The sequence below is a fragment of the Sphingomonas sp. PP-CC-3A-396 genome, from assembly GCF_004343105.1.
Classification (GTDB): domain Bacteria; phylum Pseudomonadota; class Alphaproteobacteria; order Sphingomonadales; family Sphingomonadaceae; genus Sphingomonas.
On the sequence record NZ_SLYF01000005.1, the window covers coordinates 293,978 to 311,915 of the forward strand.

General features: G+C 62.9%; 12 protein-coding genes. 4 read left to right on the forward strand and 8 right to left on the reverse strand.

Translation table 11 applies throughout. The features are described from left to right. Positions 1 to 181: 181 nt before the first annotated feature. The gene (locus C8J40_RS20750; protein ID WP_243693352.1) at positions 182 to 1,483 is read right to left on the reverse strand and encodes a hypothetical protein; all 1,302 of its coding nucleotides are present in this window, start codon (positions 1,481 to 1,483) and stop codon (positions 182 to 184) included. Between the two features lie 172 nt (positions 1,484 to 1,655). Between C8J40_RS20750 and C8J40_RS11775 the strand changes: the two genes are divergently transcribed. Beyond that, positions 1,656 to 2,528, forward strand: a complete 873-nt coding sequence (locus C8J40_RS11775) for a hypothetical protein (RefSeq protein ID WP_132897193.1) — start codon at positions 1,656 to 1,658, stop codon at positions 2,526 to 2,528. Here the strand turns inward: C8J40_RS11775 and C8J40_RS11780 are convergent. The 3 genes from C8J40_RS11780 to C8J40_RS11790 all read right to left on the reverse strand — a co-directional run bounded on the left by C8J40_RS11780 (position 2,525) and on the right by C8J40_RS11790 (position 8,622). Beyond that, positions 2,525 to 3,334 (reverse strand): hypothetical protein, encoded by an 810-nt coding sequence (locus C8J40_RS11780; RefSeq protein ID WP_132897194.1) that lies wholly within the window; start codon positions 3,332 to 3,334, stop codon positions 2,525 to 2,527. The two genes, C8J40_RS11775 and C8J40_RS11780, sit on opposite strands and share 4 nt — an antisense overlap. A 270-nt stretch (positions 3,335 to 3,604) precedes the next feature. Next, complete coding sequence (locus tag C8J40_RS11785; protein WP_132897195.1) at positions 3,605 to 4,810, reverse strand: DUF4143 domain-containing protein; 1,206 nt, start codon at positions 4,808 to 4,810, stop codon at positions 3,605 to 3,607. Beyond that, complete coding sequence (locus C8J40_RS11790; protein WP_207901211.1) at positions 4,807 to 8,622, reverse strand: hypothetical protein; 3,816 nt, start codon at positions 8,620 to 8,622, stop codon at positions 4,807 to 4,809. The genes C8J40_RS11785 and C8J40_RS11790 overlap by 4 nt, the downstream gene beginning before the upstream one ends. Before the next feature lie 909 nt (positions 8,623 to 9,531). Between C8J40_RS11790 and C8J40_RS20755 the strand changes: the two genes are divergently transcribed. The 3 genes from C8J40_RS20755 to C8J40_RS11810 all read left to right on the forward strand — a co-directional run bounded on the left by C8J40_RS20755 (position 9,532) and on the right by C8J40_RS11810 (position 11,327). Next, the gene (locus tag C8J40_RS20755) at positions 9,532 to 9,735 is read left to right on the forward strand and encodes a DUF5818 domain-containing protein (RefSeq protein ID WP_132742233.1); all 204 of its coding nucleotides are present in this window, start codon (positions 9,532 to 9,534) and stop codon (positions 9,733 to 9,735) included. A 106-nt stretch (positions 9,736 to 9,841) separates the two neighbouring features. Then, complete coding sequence (locus C8J40_RS11805; RefSeq protein WP_132742234.1) at positions 9,842 to 10,285, forward strand: hypothetical protein; 444 nt, start codon at positions 9,842 to 9,844, stop codon at positions 10,283 to 10,285. An 853-nt stretch (positions 10,286 to 11,138) separates the two neighbouring features. Continuing rightward, on the forward strand, positions 11,139 to 11,327 hold the full coding sequence (locus C8J40_RS11810; protein ID WP_132742235.1) for a hypothetical protein: 189 nt from the start codon (positions 11,139 to 11,141) through the stop codon (positions 11,325 to 11,327). A gap of 243 nt (positions 11,328 to 11,570) precedes the next feature. On the opposite strand, the gene C8J40_RS11815 is transcribed toward C8J40_RS11810, so the two are convergent. From C8J40_RS11815 to C8J40_RS11830, 4 genes are read right to left on the reverse strand one after another with little or no spacing between them, the layout of a single operon-like run. Continuing rightward, positions 11,571 to 12,257: a transporter gene (locus C8J40_RS11815; RefSeq protein WP_132742236.1), complete on the reverse strand. Its 687-nt coding sequence runs from the start codon at positions 12,255 to 12,257 to the stop codon at positions 11,571 to 11,573. 3 nt (positions 12,258 to 12,260) lie between these two features. Further along, a complete protein-coding gene (locus C8J40_RS11820) occupies positions 12,261 to 15,494 on the reverse strand; it encodes a CusA/CzcA family heavy metal efflux RND transporter (RefSeq protein ID WP_132897197.1) in 3,234 nt (1,077 codons plus the stop codon). A 3-nt stretch (positions 15,495 to 15,497) separates the two neighbouring features. Then, the gene (locus C8J40_RS11825; RefSeq protein WP_132742238.1) at positions 15,498 to 16,667 is read right to left on the reverse strand and encodes an efflux RND transporter periplasmic adaptor subunit; all 1,170 of its coding nucleotides are present in this window, start codon (positions 16,665 to 16,667) and stop codon (positions 15,498 to 15,500) included. Then, on the reverse strand, positions 16,667 to 17,929 hold the full coding sequence (locus tag C8J40_RS11830; RefSeq protein WP_132742239.1) for a TolC family protein: 1,263 nt from the start codon (positions 17,927 to 17,929) through the stop codon (positions 16,667 to 16,669). Before C8J40_RS11830 ends, C8J40_RS11825 begins: the two co-directional genes overlap by 1 nt. Positions 17,930 to 17,938 lie beyond the last annotated feature (9 nt).

Genomic DNA, 17,938 nt, shown 5'->3' on the forward strand with positions numbered 1-17,938 from the left:
GCACGTCCGCATGCGCCGCACGGGCATGTCGCGCAGCACGATCTACTTTCGCTTCGAGCAAGGCCGGTTCCCGACCAAGATCGAGCTGGACGGCAACATCTCGCATGGCACTTGGGCGAACTGGCCGAGTGGCTCGCGAACTCTCGGTAGATCCCGCGCGCGGGCCGAAGGCCGGCCGGGGCTAAGCCGGCAACGCGCCCAGCGCGGCGGCTCGCTCGAACTCCTGCATCGTCATCGGCCGCTCGCCGTAGGCGTCCATCAGGTCGTTCCAGAACCGGCGCAGCAGCTCGCGCCGCTCGACGGGCGTCCACTCGTCCGACTTGCCCTCCGCTGCCGCATCCGTCCCGACCGCCTCAATGAATTGGGAGCGGTATTGGCTCGGCAGGACGGTGTCGCCGATGCCGACCGCACCGAGCCTGATCGCGATGGCGCCCGCGCCGCCCATCTCGCGAATGCCGGCGACGGCCCTGGCGAGGAAGTCCTCGAGCGATGCGAACGGAACCTGCGTCGAGAACCAGATCCGGCCAGCGTGATCGGCGAAGCTGTTGGTGTTGACGGCCCAGATCTCCCCGGTGTTGCGAAACCACTGCGTGGCGTTCCAAATCCTCGTCGCGCCGGCACCCTCGTCGAAGCGGCCCCAGATCGAAATCGCGCCTTCCGCGTTCACGCCCCAGTCCCCGTCCCGGCTGCGGATGGCCAGGCCCACCCGGTTCACCCGGGCCTCTAGGTCGCTTCGCGGCGGCGGGGTCCACTCCGCAGGGACGAGCCTTGCGAAGATCCGGACGCCTTCGGACAACCGCACGTCCTGCCGGGGCTGCTCGAGCGAGGCGTTGCGGAACCGCAGATCGCCCTCCGCTCCGGCCCAGATCGCGCGGTCGGACGCACTCGCAGCGTGCCAGACTACCTCGCGGGGTTCGGGCGTCGCTGGGGCCTGGGAAGCGAGGATCGGCTGGATGCAGGCCTTGAGGACCTGGGCGAACCGCTTCCGCTCGTCGGCGATCTCCCTGTTGGTGGCGCCGTCCGCGAGGAGGTAGGACTTCGCACCGCTCCGGTGCCGCCAGTCGAACGGCAGGGCCTCGGCGCCGGGATAATGCGCCCCGTTTGCCACGAGTATGATCTTGCCCTGGGTCAGCGCCCGCTCCGCGTAGCCCAGCTCCGACATCACATTCGGGTTCTGGAGGAACTTGGGTTCAGGCCGCTTCTCCTCCGGCGCGCTCGGCTGCAACGCTACGGGGTCGGTCATCCCGACCGGCGTCATGTCGGCGATGAACACGTTCGCCGACGCGATCTTCCCGAGGATCGTGCTGGTTATGTCGGGCGAGCCGTGGACGTCCTTCGTGTCATGGTCGACCTCGGGGCGCGTCGCCTCCTCGTAATCCGGATCACCCACGATCAGCTTGCAGGCGTCCTTGATAGCGTCTCGGACGAAGTAGTGGTGGAGCTTCGGATCCCGATCGCTCTGCCATGACCAGAATACCTTCATGCCGGACCTCCACCCATTCAAAACCTAACTTCGTCGCGCACGCCGGCGCCGGTCACCGCGACCGCGCATCCGATCAGCCTCGAAGCGGCAGGGCGCCGGGTTTGGCGAGGGCGCGACGCGGCCGCGAACCACCGGCTATCCATTTGCCCGTCCGCAGTCTACCTCCTGGGACATGACGAAGTCGAAGGAAGACAAACCCGTCCCACTCTGCCTGGTGTGTCGCGAGAGGCCCGCGATCCGGGCGCACCTGCTTCCCGAATCCTTCGTAAGGGAGGTTTTCCATGGACCGAAGGACGACGAGAAGCATATGATCGTCCATCCCGATACCGGGAGGAAGTTCCAGTCGAACACCGGCCGGTTCGAGAAGGACATTCTCTGTGCCGATTGCGACAACGTCCTCGGCGCATACGAGGATTCCGCGTTCAGGCTCCTCAAGCGCCTAAGGGCCGTCGAGGTCGGGACGAAGGAGGGGACCCGATCGGACGTCGCGGTCGGGACATACCGCTTCCGCGTCGACGTGGTCGACGAGTTCATCCGCTTCGCGTGCGGCATCCTCTGGAAATACGCGTCCACGCCGCCGGACGCGCCCGACCACATCGACATCGGCGAGTGCCGCGCGATGTTCGAGGACATCTGCTGGCGCGGCGCCCCCATCCCCGGATGGGTGGACGTGTTCATCGAGCGTGACCTGTTCGCGTTCGCGGCTTTCCCCGAACCGGAACAGGTCTACTACTACTGCAGCCCGTCCCTCGGACGCCGGGGCTACAGGACGGCGCACGACCTCGCCTGGTTCAGCGTCGGCGGATTCATCATCTACGTAAAGCTAAACCAGCCAGGCATCTCCGACTTCGCCCTGAGGAAGTGCTGGATGCGCGGAAGGACCGACTGCCACTTCATGGTGGCGATGCGCTCGGTCGAGGTGAACAACAGCATCCATGAATCGATCGGGATGACCCGGGAGGACCTGGCCAAGCTGAACAGGTCGATCCAGGAGAAATACCGGAGCGGTCAGATGTCGCCGACCAGAAGAGGCTCGCCTACCTAGGTCCCTGGCGTCTTGCTCGTCGCGAACGCCACGAACTCAGCGAGCGCGGAGCCGGTGCTGCCAATCAATCTGCGCGTCTCGTCGGACAGGGAGAGATGGGTGTCGATCCATCCCGACCTCTCAAGGGCCAGCATCACCGCGAAATCGCGAAGGCACTCGTAGCTCCGGTCGTCGACGCCGACGCCATGTCCACGTGCGATCTCGGGATGTAGAAACCCGTGCAGGTGATCCAGCGCCGCCAGGTATCGCCTCTTGTCCTGCCTGTCACGAAGCCGCGCGCCATATGACGCACCCGACGGCGCGTGCGCCCAGATCGTCTCGACGCCCGGCTTGCCGATCAAGTGCAGGTCGGATGGGCTCAGCGCGCGCTCATCCGGATGGGAGTGATGGTAGACGATCCCGGCCCCCGGCTGGGCATACATGGCCTCCAGCTCCGGCGGCGCGACTACGTGGTCCGGCATGCCGGACGCCTTCCATTCGCTCCCGTCCGCCGCGAAGGCTTGCAGATGCTCAAGCCCTTTCTCCGCCTGTTTACGGCGAAGTTCGTAGGCGATGTCCAAAATCCTTCCGTCGATGGGTAGCATTCGTTGACCTTCCAGGCTGGCGGCTGTCGTTCCCCCGCGGGAATAACGCTCGACGCGTCGGCGTCGCCCCACGGCGAGCGCGCCAGCGGGGTCGGCGCCGTCCATGATGAGATCGGCCCAGTCCTCTGCCAGCTCGCGCCGCCGCTCCATGTAGGCCGAGCGGTTGTAGACGAGCACCGTGTGCGACATGCCGCTAGGCGCGTGAACCAGCATCAGGTCCATCAGGAGTCGATCGATCAGCAGGCGTTCCGTACCCGGGTGCGTGCGCTCGACACGGCCGGCCAAGATCGTGCTGAAGACCTTCGCCTGCCGTGCGACACGTGGCGGCGCTTCCAGCGCACGCGATTGTGAAGATAAGCGCAAAAAGCACTGTCGGAAGGCCGGCGCCCCACAAGCCGACGTTCACGCTGCCTTTCCCCCTTCCTAACTTCGGCCGTTTTTTCATGTCGGCGCGAAGGCTGCGCTTGGCCTGCCGAACAGGTTAGGCAAGGCTCAGCGACCGACAGCGATCTCCGCGACCCGCTTTATGGCTGATCGAAGATCAAGCCGCGGGATGCGTTCCGAACGATCGGCATCTGGGCCAGAATGCACGACGAGCTGTTCCGTGATGCCCATCAATCCGCACGCTCGGAAGAAGCCGGGCCTCGCAGACTTGCTCGGACCGACCTTGCACTCGATCGCAATCTGGCGTCCCTGCTGGGTAGGAAATTGCAGGATCAGGTCAATTTCGTCCGCGCCCTGACCATCGCCGAACCGATAGTATCGTGCGCGGCATTCGGCGGTCCCTACCGCTGCGAGCAACGCCTCGATCGCATAACTCTCGAAGCTCGAACCAATCGCTTTGCTATGCTCTAAGTCATCGGTTGTGACGACACCAATCATGGCATGAAGTAGGCCGGTGTCACGGACGAACAGCTTGTCCTTGAAGTCCTTATCTGGGCGCACCGACATCGCCGCGTTGGCAAGGCGCCGAATGAGTCCTAGCTTTTCCAGTACAAAGATGCCGGACTTGAGCTCGTGGCGTTTCCCGAACTGAGTGACAGTCTCGTCCAACTCGTTGCTGTTGCGTCTAGCGAGCCAATCAAAAAGATTCCATAGTGGAAAGGCCGGGAGCACGTGCCATCGGGTATAGTCGCGCTCAAGGAGTGGCGCGAGCATCTGGTGACGCCGGGTGAAACTATCTTGATCGTCCGCGGCATACAGACTCTCCGGAAGGCCACCACGCACCCAGAGGCGGCGTGGATCGGTGACCGACACCAACTCGGCTGTCGGGCCAGCGGCCGCCACGACCGGCCCCATCGCCGCAGCTAAAGGCACTGCGCCGTCCTCGAGCTCATCGAGCCGTAGCGGCGCAACCTCAATCGCGTGGAAGAGCCCGGCCAGCTTGTCGCGAACGGCGAAGGTCGTCGCGAGATCGATCGGCGCGACCATGAAGCGCGTCCGAGCACCAGTTACCTCCGTCGCACGGACGGCGGCGACCAAGGCCGCGACGTTCGCTAAATCGAATTGGTCGAAAACGACGATGCCGCCCGCCACAATAGCCGCCGGATCTGTCTCGCGCCGGGCATCGGTCCGACGCTTAATCCATTCGTCGATCAGCTGGGTTCGCCCAACGCGAGGCAGTCCCTGCAGCAGCGTCACGGGACGCGACCCGACCGCCAAATCGAGCTGCGCCACGAGGGCGGGACGCCCGATCATGCCGGTCGGGTAAGATCGAGAACTATGATCGCGGTTCGTCCGTCCCCGGTGCTAGTGCTTAGGCTGGCAAGGGCGTCACGCAATTCTGACCCGCTCTGTGGGCGGGGCATCTCGCCGGGCGGCGCCTTGGGCGGCTTGGGCGCGGCGGTGCCGAACCACAACACGAGATAAATGCCGCGCTCGGCGCGATGATCGTTGGTATAAAGGCGATCAAGCTGTCGATCCGCGGCCGTCCAGACATCGCGGTGCCACTGACCCTTGATCTCGATCGGGATCACCATATCGCCGAGCACGCAGAGAATATCGCTCCGCTTGGCGTCGGCGAGATAGGCCTCGGGCTGCGCCTTGATGCCGAACGGCAGCGTGCCGAACATCTTGAGAATCGTGTCGCGGCAATGCTCTTCGGTCGCCGGTGCAGACCCAGTGAAGAAGTCTCGATACCAGTTAACTGAGCTTCCGGTGACGAGTGCCTGGACGGTGTTGAGTTCCTCTACCATCACGGCCAGGAACTGCGCCGCGGTGGTTGGGGTACGGTCGGTAATGGCAGCGACCACGGTGTTGAGAGCCGGTGCCTGCCACTCTGCCTCGACCCGCTTGCGCTTCTGCTCGGCGACCGCGACGCGCAGCAGATTCGTATAGCCGTCAGGGTCCTTATCGCGCAGCTGGACAAGCGCCTCCGTCGCGGCGGCCGACGCATCGTCTCCCAGCCGGTTGATCAAGGCGCTTAGATAATCGGTGGCATCCCATGGATTGGTATCGCCGGTGGTGACGGTATCGGGCCGGCGCACGACGGCGTAACGCGACCGGAAGGTCGCGATCGTCCAGGCGAGCTGGTCGACATCTAGATGTGTGTGGGGAAGACCGCTGCGTCGACCGCCAAGTCGCGCGCGCAAATGCCAGAACAGCTCGGACTCGACGCCGTTGGCCTCTACCGCCGCCACCGTCTGTGCAAAATCGACGATGATCCCGACTGCGTCCCAGGTGCGCCGCCGCTCATCGTCGAGGCCGGCGGCGCGGCGTTCGCGCACGATGCTGCGAAGCGCCGCGCGACCTTCGTCGCTGGCGAGCAAGCGATCGAGCAGTTCGGATTCGGCATTCCCCGACATCTCGGGAAAGCGAACGATCCAGTCGAGGGCAAGCGCATCGGCGAGCGCGGCGTCCTCGGCGCTGCGCATCAGCACGTAAAGGCCGTCGACGTGCTGCGCCCGGGCCTTGAGTTGCGGCTCAAAGAAGAGGCGCAGCGCCGCTTCATAGGCGCCGCGCGCCCGGAGACTATTGGTCAGCAGTGGGTCAAGGCCGGAGATACCGGCATGGTCGTCAAGCCTCGTATGACACAACTCGAACAGCCCGGCCATCAGTCGCTCGTCGCTAAGGTCATCAAACCCGCGACCGGTGCGCTGGCGCTCGGCCAGCGCACAGATGATGATATAGCCGGCCTGCCAACGTCGCCCCTCGGCGTAACTCTTGGCGATCTGAGTCGCGTTCGGCTCGGGCGGCTCTATCAATAGAAAGGCATCGAACCCGACCAGTGCTGCGTCGGCGATCTCGGAGCCGAGCCATTCGATGAGCCGCGCCGGGCCATCCTTCGCCTCGTCGCCCATGTCGTGGAAGAGCTTGAGATAGGCTTGGGCGGGGTTGATCACATAGCCGTAGACGCCCTGGCGAAGCTCCTCGAGATGAGCGGCAAATTCGGCCCGATGTGCCGTCCATGCTGCCGCACGCTCGGCCTCACGTTCGCGCGCGCGCTCCTCCTGTTCGATCTGCCATTCTGGCACGACCGGCTCGGCCAACCCGGCCAGCCATTGCGCAGCTTCGGAATCCCCAGCGACGAACCGGGCGGCGGCAGCACGAACCGAGGCGCCATGCTCAGGGCCATGGCGCGCGATGGTGACGACATCGCGCCAGCGCTCGTCGTCGTTCGATAGCGCGGCGAGCAGAGCACAAATATCATCCTCGGTTGGCTGAAGGCCACTCGACCGCTCGACCAATCGCCAGCAGCGCTGCCATGGGGTCTTCTCGCCGGGATCGTCGAGCAGGACTAGGCGCTGCACACCTCGCCGCAACCCATCGTCACCCTCAAAAATCCGAGCTACTGCCTGCTTGGTCTCGCGCTGGTAGCCCGAGCGCTCGTCGAAGGGCTTCAGCCATGTCCAAAGCTCGGCGGCACCGTTCAGCGGCAAGGCGAGACGTCGCACCAGCAACGCATAGACGAGATCGGTGATCTGACCGTCATCGGGGCGTTCATGCGGTCGGCCCATCGCGCTCGCGGTAGCGGCGAGGTCATTGAGCAACACGTCGAGGCGGTCGTTTGGCAATTTGCGCTCGAGCGACATAAAGACGCCGACCGTCCGCTCGCTGCGATCGAACTGCGCGCGCACCGTGTCGAGCAATAGCGCGTCGCTGAATTGCTCGTAGCCTAGCTCGTTCATCTGCTCGCTCACGAGGCGAACGCTGTTGTCGGTGTGTTCGTCAAGGAGCCGTTGGAAGATCGTTGGCCAATCGACCGCCGCCCCCGACTCCACCAGCCGGTCGGCGGCCTCGCTGCGGTTGGCGAACTCGACTTTCGGCGACAGCAAAATCGATTCTAGCTCGTCGCGCAGCTCGGCGATCAACGGCGAATTTGTGAGGGCCTGCAGCACGAGCAGGCGGAGACCGAACTCAACGCCAGGTCCAGTGAGGATATCGCGAATCTCGGGAAGAAGCTCCAACTGGACAAGACCGCCAGTGCGATAGTCAGCCCAATCCCGAAATCGCGGGTTCGCCTCGGCGAGATGGCGCAGCGCCGTGAACAGCACGCGCCCTTGCGGGGGCGTCAGCGCATCGGCGTCCCCATATTCGATGACACCCATCGGGTCTGCAGTGATCACCTCCTCTGCAAGATCGGCCGAATGCCAGGCCAGCCAAGCATGGAGGCCGCGCAGGCTAGCGGGTACCAGTGCTTGGCCGTTGAAGAGCTCGAGCAGGCGGCGGCGCTTCCGCAGACTATCGGCCTGGCGGGCGAGCCACCGCGCGCCGAGGAATTCGCCAATCGCGCGGTGATCGTAGCTGAAGCGTTCGTCGCCGGTACTGGAGAACAATCGCGTTCCGAGGATGTCGGGGATCACCCTGGCGCTAGGGAGGTGCGACGCTTCGGCGAGCGGGAGGTCGCTATCGTCGATGATTACCTTACGTGATATCGCTTCCCTGCCGGTCAGAATCATAGTCGCGAAGGCGGCGCCAGCAGCGTCGAGCACATCAGCTTCAGCGAGCGACGCAAGCGGAGTCCCCGCTTTCTCCTCGCGATGCTCCAGCCGCAGCAGTTTGGTCGCTTCGGTGAAGAGCGCCCCCTTTGTTTCCGGCAAGGTGCCGGCCGCTGCGACATCGGCAATCAGGTTCAGGGTCTGCGGGTTGCCCCAGAGCCCACCGAGCCCACGCGCTTCGAGATGCCCGATCGCGTCCTCGGCGCGGTCGGCACCGAGCCGGGCGGCCAGAAAGCTAGTAGCATCCTCGCAGGTCAACGGTTCGAGATGCACCTCGAGCGGCGCGCTCTCGTAAAATTCGGTGATGCCCTCGAGCGCGGTCGCCTTGCGCCAATCGGCCACCCGACACGACAGAATGAAGCGAGGGAGTTCCAGCTCGGCAAGGCGCCGCAACACCAGGTCGACGGCGTCACCGTCGAGTCGGGCAGACACCTCGTCGAGGGCGTCGACGACGAGTGTGGTTGCCCCGCCCATCAGCGCCCTGGGCTCCGGCGCGTTGATCAGCTTGCGCGCGGTACAGACGGCGAAATCGGGGACGCCGTTGAGCTGGAGGAGAAGCGTAGACTTGCCCATGCCGGCTTCGCCAAGCACGATCAGCGAACGGGAATCGGCACGAATAAAATCTTGATCAACGGTGATGGTTTCACGTCGATCCTGATACCATAAGAGACGCGGGATAAATTCGACCTGCATCCTCGCCATGTGCCCGAACTCGTCGAACACACACAAGAGCGGTTACGTTATGTCGGAGATTTCTCTCTGCCAGCAAGGCAGGACCCCAAACTGCAAACACTTGGGAATGAATGAGAACGGTTATCTTGTATGGCTTGGCTCTCCAAAGCGGCCATTCCGGTTTTCTCCAGCGACCAGTGATCGGGCGCCTTGCTCGAGCACATGAACGAATGAGCGTTTGCAGCGATTACCACCCGAAAGCGGCCATTCCGCTTTCCACCAGTTTCACCGTAAATGCGGACAGTCCGCATGCACCTTATTACGCCGTATACTGTGAAAGCAGTGCGTTCTTGCCGCTTCAGGATCCGCTGCCAGAACGTGGTGCGGTCCTCGATTGGAGAAGCTTTTTTCGCCTGTGGGTAGCGGGCGTCTTTGCCGAATAACCTCAACCAACCGGCCGCCAATGCCCCTGCCTCCGCCACGACGTTTATGATAGAAGGCCACATGCTCAAGACGAGAATGAAGCGGGTCGCCGGTCGCGGCGTTCACGCGGTGCCGTGCCTTGCCGAGATCGAACCTCGATCGCGAACCTTTCCAACGAGGATCTGCTCGATTTGGCTGACATCTTCAAAGCCGAGCCCCGCCCGCCAATCGGGGATATGGCGTTCGCGGAAATGGCGCGTCGGAATATCAGTCTCTGAGCGCCCGTCGGGAACGGAGTAGCAGAATCCTATGCCCCACCGAGGCACATTGGTTGCGCAGAGGATTTCCCGCAACTTTACACGATCATAATAAGGCGACGACGCAGCGATGGTAGCGATTGGCACCCGGATCAATGAGATAGGAAATCTGGTCCGCGATGGCGGGGCCTTCTATCTGCGCCGCGCTGTTGGTGGGCGCTACGAGCTGGAACTGCACCGCACCCCCGTAAATCTGGCAGAAAAACGCGTACGGCTCATCGGCACATTGGTTGGCCCAGATCTGGTAAACGCTGACGGCGTTGGGCCAGCTTAGTGAGCCAGACATTTGTCCTGTTCAGTCGTCAGCCACTTGCCGCAATTCCGATTCATCCTGACTCATTGCCGTTGCGCACAAACCACGAACAGCCATCATCCCAGCCATGGAACAGCGGATTATTCACGCCTGCGGTCATGAGCAGGGTCATTACCTCACGGGCTTCGACAGCCAGCAGGAACGCAAAGCCAAGTGGCTGAAGACGACGACCTGTCGAGACTGCTTCGTTGCGGAAAAGCGAGCAGCGGAAGCCGCTGCGGCAGCGTTGAGCAACGCTGCTGTCTCCCACCTCGATCTTCCCCTGTTAACCGGCAGCGATCGTCAAATCAGCTGGGCGTCGACAATTAGGACCAAGCGGCTCGCAGCACTAACCAACCCTAACAGCGACGCCGACTGTTCCGCTTGTCTTCAGGTAACTGACGCCAAATGGTGGATCGATCGCCGCGATCTGACGGACGTCGATCTGATGGCGGCAGCGGCGCAGGCACCAGACCTCCAAAGCGCCACCGTGGTCACGGCGTCGATTACGGATATGCCTCGGACAGCATGATCATTCCGCCGGCGCCATCGCGACGACCAACCTGGCGAAGACGTTGCCGTCGATAGCACGAACTCAAACGCGATATCGTTTACGTGCCCACTTCTCGAGCTTCTAGCCAGTGCGAACCGTACCTCTGACGGCTCAGTGCTTTTAGGGTATACCCCCAGTGGACCTCTTTAATCGGGTTCGTTTTACGTCAAAAGTTTACGCATAAAAATCTGGTCAAGCTGCTCGGTTGGTCCGGCTTAAGCCTTGACCAAGAAGGACCATACGGCACCCGTTCAAACGGCACCGCAGTAGGCATTGTACGTGGCATCAGGGGTTTCTGAACTTGATCGAACCAGAGCTAAATTCGTGCGTCTGGATTCTCAAAAAGGATGGTGGATCGAGAAACTGAGATAGAAGGGGAAAACCGGTCTAGCGCCATCCGCCGCCACCTACGACATTGTGCATCACTGATTGTGCTTCTAGATGCATCCAATGAAACGCCGGGCTCGCCCACTCTCCAAGATATTGCATTCTATGGCGTTTCTCGTCCTGGCGGTGATCTTGCTGGTCCGGCTTGGCCCGCTCTGCGAGACGATGGCGATGGCCGCGCCTCCGGCTGCATCCGCGATGGTGGACTGCGCCAGCAAATCAGCAGGCGCTCCCATCAAAAAGGCCCCTGCGTCGGCCTGCGCCATACCGTGCGTTGCTGTTGCCGGCGAAACCGTCGAGCATATCGAGCTGGTTCCGTCCTCCCGTCTATCGCCTTGGCCGGCTCCACAGACCGGCCTTTTGGGCATGGCATACGCTCCGGCCACGCCCCCTCCGCAAACCGTGTGACGTCAAACACCATCACACGTAAATTTCGGAGAATATCATGACCAAGTTCAAGCTCATCAGCGCTGCCTTCGCCCTCACCCTGTCGACTGGCGCATTCGCCGCTGTCGCCAATTGCTGCGCCGACATGGCGTGCTGCAAGGACGGTGCGGACTGCTGCAAGGATAGCGCAAAAGCCAAGGCTGCGGACTGCTGCGATAATGCCAAGGGCGGCATGAAGCACGGTTAAAAGCTGGATAGGGGCGGGCAACCGTCCCTATTTTCTAGTCTACGTCTACTCGGCGCGGCACGCCGTCCCGCCACGGTCGCTGCGACGAGCGAAGAGTTACCCTCAGGGTTGAGGCTCTTCCCCGAACCGCATCCATCGTTCGTCCCATCTCGCGCGCGATTACCGCCAGAGTCTGTTTGGCCCCGATACGCTGACGAAGCTCGGCGTCATCATCATCGGTCCAAGACGTTCCACGTCGAGCGGTCAGCCCAAAAACTCCTCGATCAGGAGCAATCCCAAAAACCCGATGAAAAACATCGCGCTGATAAGCGGGGTGTCTGGCTTCTCATGCGCTTCGACCAACAGCTCTTCCGTCACGAGGTAGAGCAGCGCCATCAGACCGAAACTGAGAAACCCGGCGATGACGACGGGCGGAAACGTTGCAACGGGAGTCGCTATCGCCGCACCGATCGGCAGCAACAACGCGATCCCCATCGTAATTCCGATGATCCGCGCCTTGGACTTGATCGTCTCGCCCAACTCGGTCGTCACGGTCAGTCCGAGAAACAGCACCTCCAACGTCAACGCGATCGTCAGCAACACGCCGGCCTTCCCGCCAGCGACGAACGCCAACCCGAGAACTAGCCCGTCGATCAGGATATCCACTGCGACCGCGCCCAACATAGCGATCGGTCCACTGGCGCGACCCTCAAGGGCTTTGAGTGACAGCATCACGACTATACCAAGCGCGCCGCCTGTGAATGTCGCGATCGGTGAACCTTCGTGCATCACTTGGGGCAGGATCTCGGCTGCCGCTGCGGCGAACACGACGCCTGCCGCCAAGTGCTGCATAGCGCTTACGAAGGCATCGCTTGGCCGTCTCGATACCGCGAATAGCGAGCCGATCAGTACGGCGACGACGGGAATGAGCGTGAAAGCAACGGCCTGCATAGCTTAAGCCCTCACGCTGTCATGAGCCGAAGGCGGCAGTTCGATGTGTTTCCCTGATGGAGCTGGCAACTCGCGCCGTCCGAAACGAGCGTAGAGCGTCGGCAGCACGAACAAGGTGAGCAACGTTGCGGATATCAGGCCACCAATGACGACGGTCGCCAACGGCTTTTGCACCTCGGCTCCAGCACCATGACCAAGTGCCATCGGAACGAAGCCAAGCGACGCAACGAGCGCCGTCATCGCAACCGGCCGGAGCCGCGCCAGAGCGCCTTGATGCGCCGCTACCGCACGATCAATGCCTTGCCGCATCAGATCATGGATGGACGACACCATGACCAGCCCGTTGAGAACCGCGACACCTGATAACGCGATGAAGCCGACTGCCGCTGAAATGGAAAACGGCATGCCTCTTAGCACCAGCGCAAGGATGCCTCCGACCAACGCCAGCGGAACGCCGGTAAACACGATCAACGCATCCCTGACGGAGCCTAGCGCGCCGTAGAGCAGGAACATGATGACCACGAAACAGATCGGCACCACAACGCTGAGCCGATCGCGGGCGGATGCAAGGTTCTCGAACTGACCGCCCCATTCGAGATACGTGCCGGGCGGCAATTTCACCTGAGCGTCGATGGCTGACCGGGCATCACCCACGACACCGGCCACGTCTCGATCGCGCACGTTGGCCTGCACCACGACACGCCGCTTGCCGTTCTCGCGACTGATCTGGTTGGGACCATCGACCACCGCGATATCCGCCACGGTCGATAGCGGTACGAAGCCGCCACTGCCGGTCGGCACCGGGACCTGAGCAACCGCCGTCAGATCGGATCTTGAGCTTTCCGCCATCCGGATCACGACGGGGAAGCGACGATCGCCTTCAAAGATCACACCAGCCTGTCGGCCGCCAATGGCTGTGGCAACCGTGTCCTGCACGTCACCCGCCGTTACCCCGACACGGGACATGGCGGTGCGGTTCGGCCGAATATCGAGCATCGGCAAACCTTCGGTTTGTTCAACCCGCACGTCTGCTGCACCCCGCGTCTTTCGAAGGATGCCGGCGATCCGATCTGCGGTCGCGTTCATCTCGCCAAAGTCATCGCCAAAGACCTTGATCGCGATGTCGCCGCGCACGCCCGCGATCAGCTCGTTGAACCGCATCTGGATCGGCTGCGTGATCTCATAGGCGTTGCCCGGCAGGGTGGAGAGACGCTTTTCCAGCCGCTCCACCAGCTCTCCCTTGGACAGGCCGGGGTCGGGCCACTCCTTCTTCGGCTTCAGGATGACGAAGGTGTCGGTCGCGTTAGGCGGCATTGGGTCCGATGCGATTTCGGACGTGCCGGAGCGAGAGAAGGCGAAACGGACCTCAGGGGCCTTGGCGAGTGCCTTTTCCACCTGGAATTGCATGGCCTGGCTCTGATCGACCGATGTGCCGGGGATGCGGACCGCCTGAACGAGAATGTTGCCCTCATCGAGCTGCGGCAAGAACTCCTGCCCCAATGTCGTGAAAGCAGCCCCGGCGAGTGCCAGCGCACCGATCGCGACGCCGATAGTGAGGGTGGGTCGGCGCATTGCCGCATCGAGTCCCGGCTCATAGCGCTGCCGTAGGAACGTGACGACGCGGCTTTCCTTTTCCTCAACCCGTTTGCTGAGCCAGATCGCAATCGCTGCCGGTATGAAGGTCAGCGACAGGATGAAGGCGAACACCAGAGCGATGATGACTGTCAGCGCCATCGGCTCGAACATCTTGCCTTCGACACCCGTGAAGGTGAGCAACGGCGCATAGACAAGGATGATGATAGCCTGCCCGTACACCGATGGCCGGATCATCTCGCGCGCCGATGCGGCGACAATCCCGAGACGTTGCTCGATCGTCAGCACGTCATCGCGACCATGCTGCGCCTCGCCCAAACGCCGTAATGCGTTCTCCACGATAATGACCGCGCCATCCACGATCAGACCAAAGTCGAGCGCGCCAAGGCTCATCAGATTGGCCGAAACACCCGCCTTCAACATGCCGATGCTGGTCAACAGCATCGTGATCGGAATGACGCAGGCCGCGATCAACGCCGCACGGAAATTGCCAAGCAGGGCAAACAGAACGACGATCACCAGCACCGCACCCTCGGCAAGGTTGCGGGCAACCGTGGCGATCGTGGAGTTCACCAGCTCGGTCCGGTTCATAACCGGCTTCACGACAACATCGACCGGTAACGAGCGGCCGATCTGCGTCAGCCGTTCGGCAACGCCCGTCGACACCGTGCGGCTATTCTCCCCGATCCGCATGACTGCGGTCCCAACGACGACCTCATGACCGTTTTCCGACGCCGATCCCATGCGTAGCGCCTGCCCGGTGCGAACGGTCGCGATCTGGTTGAGCAGTATTGGAACGCTCTCGCGGGTGGCAACGACGGTACGGGCCAGCTCGTCGGCGTTGCGGACACGCCCATCCGATCGAACCGCCAACCCTTCGCCGTTGCGGTTGACCACGCCAGCGCCCGCGCTGGTATTGCTGCGCTGTAGGGCGGTGGTGAGATCCTGAAGCGTTAGCCGCATTGCCGCCATGCGCTGTATGTCCGGAATAACGAGATATTCCTTGGTGTAGCCACCAAGGGAGTCGACGCCAGCAAGCCCGGCCGTGCTTTTGAGCTGCGGCGTGACGATCCAATCCTGCACGGTGCGCAGATATGTCGCCTTGTCGGCGTCGCTGACGAGGTGATCCCCCTCGGGGGTGATATAGCTGGCATCGCGTTGCAGGCCAGGTTCCCCGTTGCGATGATGGACCTGATCCAGCTCGCGGTATTCGACGGTCCACATGAAGATATCGCCAAGGCCCGTGGCGATCGGCCCCATCTCGGGGTTCACACCTTCGGGAAGGTCTTCCTCTGCGGTTCGCAGGCGTTCCGCGACCTGCGCCCGCGCAAAGTAGATATCGGTCTTTTCACCGAAAACTGCTGTGATCTGGGCAAAGCCATTGCGGCTTAGCGAGCGGGTATATTCAAGACCGGGAATGCCCGCGAGCGCGGTTTCGACCGTGAACGCAACCTGCTTCTCGATCTGATCGGGGGAGAGGGCAGGAGCAACGACGTTGATCTGCACCTGGTTGTTGGTGATGTCGGGTACGGCGTCGATCGGAAGCTGACGCAGCGCGCCAATCCCGAGCAATGCAGCCGCGATAGTGAGAAGCAGGACGAGCCAGCGCTTCTCGACGGAGAGGGTGACGATGCGACCGATCATGGCTCAGTCCTCATCCCCGCCCGCACCCTTGCCGAGTTCGGCTTTGAGCGTGAAGCTGTTGGTGGAAGCGATGCGCTCCGAGCCGGTAAGGCCTGCCGTTACGGTGACTTGCCCGCCATTAGTGCGGCCAAGCGTCACCGGAATTGCCCGGAAACCTGTCGCGGTGCGGACGAACACAAACGACTTGTCCTCGATCATCTGCACTGCGGCCGATGGTACAGCAACGGTACGGTCCCCGGTCGCAGGAACGAGGATCGATACGTTGACCGTCTCACCAACGCGCCATGTGCTGCCGGCGTTGTCGAGGGTGGCGATCACCGGCACCAATCGCGTCGTCTCGTCCAGAATGGGGGACACGAACGTAACACGCCCCTCCTGACGCCGCCCCGGTGCCGTTACTTCGACACGCACGCCGGGTTTCACCCGACCGGCATCGGTGGGGACGAGTGATGTGGTGACAGTGACCTTCGACAGATTGGCGACGCGGAACAGCTCTGCATCGGCCGCGACGGCTTGCCCGAGGGTGGCCGATCGCGCGATCACTTGGCCGGCGATCGGCGAACGAACCGCGATGCGGTTGAGCGCACCGCCTCCGCTGCCCGTCGCTGACAACTGCTGCTGCGCGAGGCGAAGGGCAATACTGGCCTCCGTCGCTGCCGTCCGCGCTGCAACCAGATCCTGCTCCGGCGAAACGCGTTCGGCAAACAGGCGCTGTTCGCGGCGAAGGTTCGATTGGGCGAGTGCGGAACGCGCGCGCGCGGCCTCTACCTCCGCTTTCAGTGATGCCGCTTCCCGGCTTTCGATGATAGCCAGCGGGTCTCCCCGGCTGACTGACTGCCCGAGATTGCGGGTGAGGGAAACGAGCCGACCGCCTACGGAGGTGGACACGACCTGCACGCCTTGAGGATCACCCTCGATCGTTGCCGATAGCTCGATCGCTCCGGCCACGCCGCCTACTGTAGGTCGCGTAACCTCTATCCCGGCATCCGCGATCTGCTGCGCGGACAGGGTGACGATATCCTTTGGACCCTCCTTGGCTTCGCCGGCCTCGGCACCTTCGGTCTTCTCGGCTCCGGCCTTCTCACCGGCCTCGCTGTTGCTACCCCCGCCGCACCCGGCAAGGAGGATAGCCAGGGTCACAGGCGCGAGCGCCCGTATGATGATCTTCGTCATTAATTGGTTTCCTCGGGCGAGGGCGCTGCGGCAACGAGCCGTTCGAGGCGTGCCTTGGCGTCGTGATAGGTGGCGAGCGCATCGATCGCGGCGGTTCGTGTTTCGGACAGGGTACGTTCGGCATCGAGCAAATCGAGCTGCCCAAACTTGCCCTCCCGGTAGCCTATCCGGGCAATACGAGCGGCTTCGCTTGCCGATGCCAATGCCGGCCCGCTGGCGTTACGAGCGGTCGTCGCGGCATTCGCGACGTTTGCCTGTGCGCTTGCGATATCCTGCGCGGTATCCAGCTCGGCGACGCGACGTAGCGCCTGCGCCTGATCGGTCTGCGCCCGCGCCTGCGCCACTGCCGCCTTGCCGTTGTTGAACAGCGGAAACGGGATCGACACCCCGAACACCGCTGCCACGTCGTTCGTAGCCTCAAGCCGGCGTGCGCTGGCGCTGAGTGTCACGTCGGGAATGCGTTGCGACCTGGCAAGCCGCACCTGTGCCTCTGCCGTTGTCACGTCTGCGCGGGTCGCTGCCAATGCCAACGTCCCTGCGGTCTCGATCGGCCGTGCCGGACCAAAGCCCTCGACGCGATTGAACCACGCCAAGTCCAACGGTCCCGTGAGGGGTTGGCTGATCCGTCGGGCAAGATTACTTTGCGCGACCTCGGCAAGCCGCTCTGCGCGCTCCACAGCCGTCTCCGCGTTGATCCGCAATACATCGGCGCGCTGCTGTTCGAGCGGTGATGCTCGCCCCGCTTGAACGCGGACGCCGGCTGCGCGCGATGCTTCGCGGGCGATACCGGCCTGCTCGCGCGCGGTCACCAGTCGGCGTTCCGCTGCGGTCGCCTCGATGTAGAGCTGCGTGATGGCAAGCCGTAGATCGGCCGCGGCCAACGCCGTGCCTATCCTCGCTCGATTACCAATCGCATCTGCGACAGCGATCCGTGCCGATCGTTTTCCACCCAGTTCGATCGGTAGTGCCAGACCTGCCGTTGTCTCGGCGCTGCGAAGGCCCCGATATTGACCGCTGCCGGCAATGTTCTCGGTCTCGGCGACGATCGACGGGTTAGGGCGGTAGCCGGCAACCGTGCGGCCTGCCTCTGCTGCCCGGACGCCTGCTGTGGCAGCCTCAAGGCTGGGGGCGGTCGCTCCGGCAAGTAAAAGCGCCTGATCAAGGGTGAGCGGGGGACTGGTCGATGTGGGATCGGCTGACTGCGCTTGCGCGATCGACGCGCACGACGCCACGGCCAATAAGGCCGCAATAAAACGGTGCATGGGTAATGG

Coding starts and splice junctions, on each gene's coding strand:
- C8J40_RS20750 (WP_243693352.1), bottom strand. CDS start 1,483: ATGAAGGTATTCTGGTCATGGCAGAGCGATCGGGATCCGAAGCTCCAC.
- C8J40_RS11775 (WP_132897193.1), top strand. CDS start 1,656: ATGACGAAGTCGAAGGAAGACAAACCCGTCCCACTCTGCCTGGTGTGT.
- C8J40_RS11780 (WP_132897194.1), bottom strand. CDS start 3,334: ATGGACCTGATGCTGGTTCACGCGCCTAGCGGCATGTCGCACACGGTG.
- C8J40_RS11785 (WP_132897195.1), bottom strand. CDS start 4,810: ATGATCGGGCGTCCCGCCCTCGTGGCGCAGCTCGATTTGGCGGTCGGG.
- C8J40_RS11790 (WP_207901211.1), bottom strand. CDS start 8,622: ATGGGCAAGTCTACGCTTCTCCTCCAGCTCAACGGCGTCCCCGATTTC.
- C8J40_RS20755 (WP_132742233.1), top strand. CDS start 9,532: ATGGTAGCGATTGGCACCCGGATCAATGAGATAGGAAATCTGGTCCGC.
- C8J40_RS11805 (WP_132742234.1), top strand. CDS start 9,842: ATGGAACAGCGGATTATTCACGCCTGCGGTCATGAGCAGGGTCATTAC.
- C8J40_RS11810 (WP_132742235.1), top strand. CDS start 11,139: ATGACCAAGTTCAAGCTCATCAGCGCTGCCTTCGCCCTCACCCTGTCG.
- C8J40_RS11815 (WP_132742236.1), bottom strand. CDS start 12,257: ATGCAGGCCGTTGCTTTCACGCTCATTCCCGTCGTCGCCGTACTGATC.
- C8J40_RS11820 (WP_132897197.1), bottom strand. CDS start 15,494: ATGATCGGTCGCATCGTCACCCTCTCCGTCGAGAAGCGCTGGCTCGTC.
- C8J40_RS11825 (WP_132742238.1), bottom strand. CDS start 16,667: ATGACGAAGATCATCATACGGGCGCTCGCGCCTGTGACCCTGGCTATC.
- C8J40_RS11830 (WP_132742239.1), bottom strand. CDS start 17,929: ATGCACCGTTTTATTGCGGCCTTATTGGCCGTGGCGTCGTGCGCGTCG.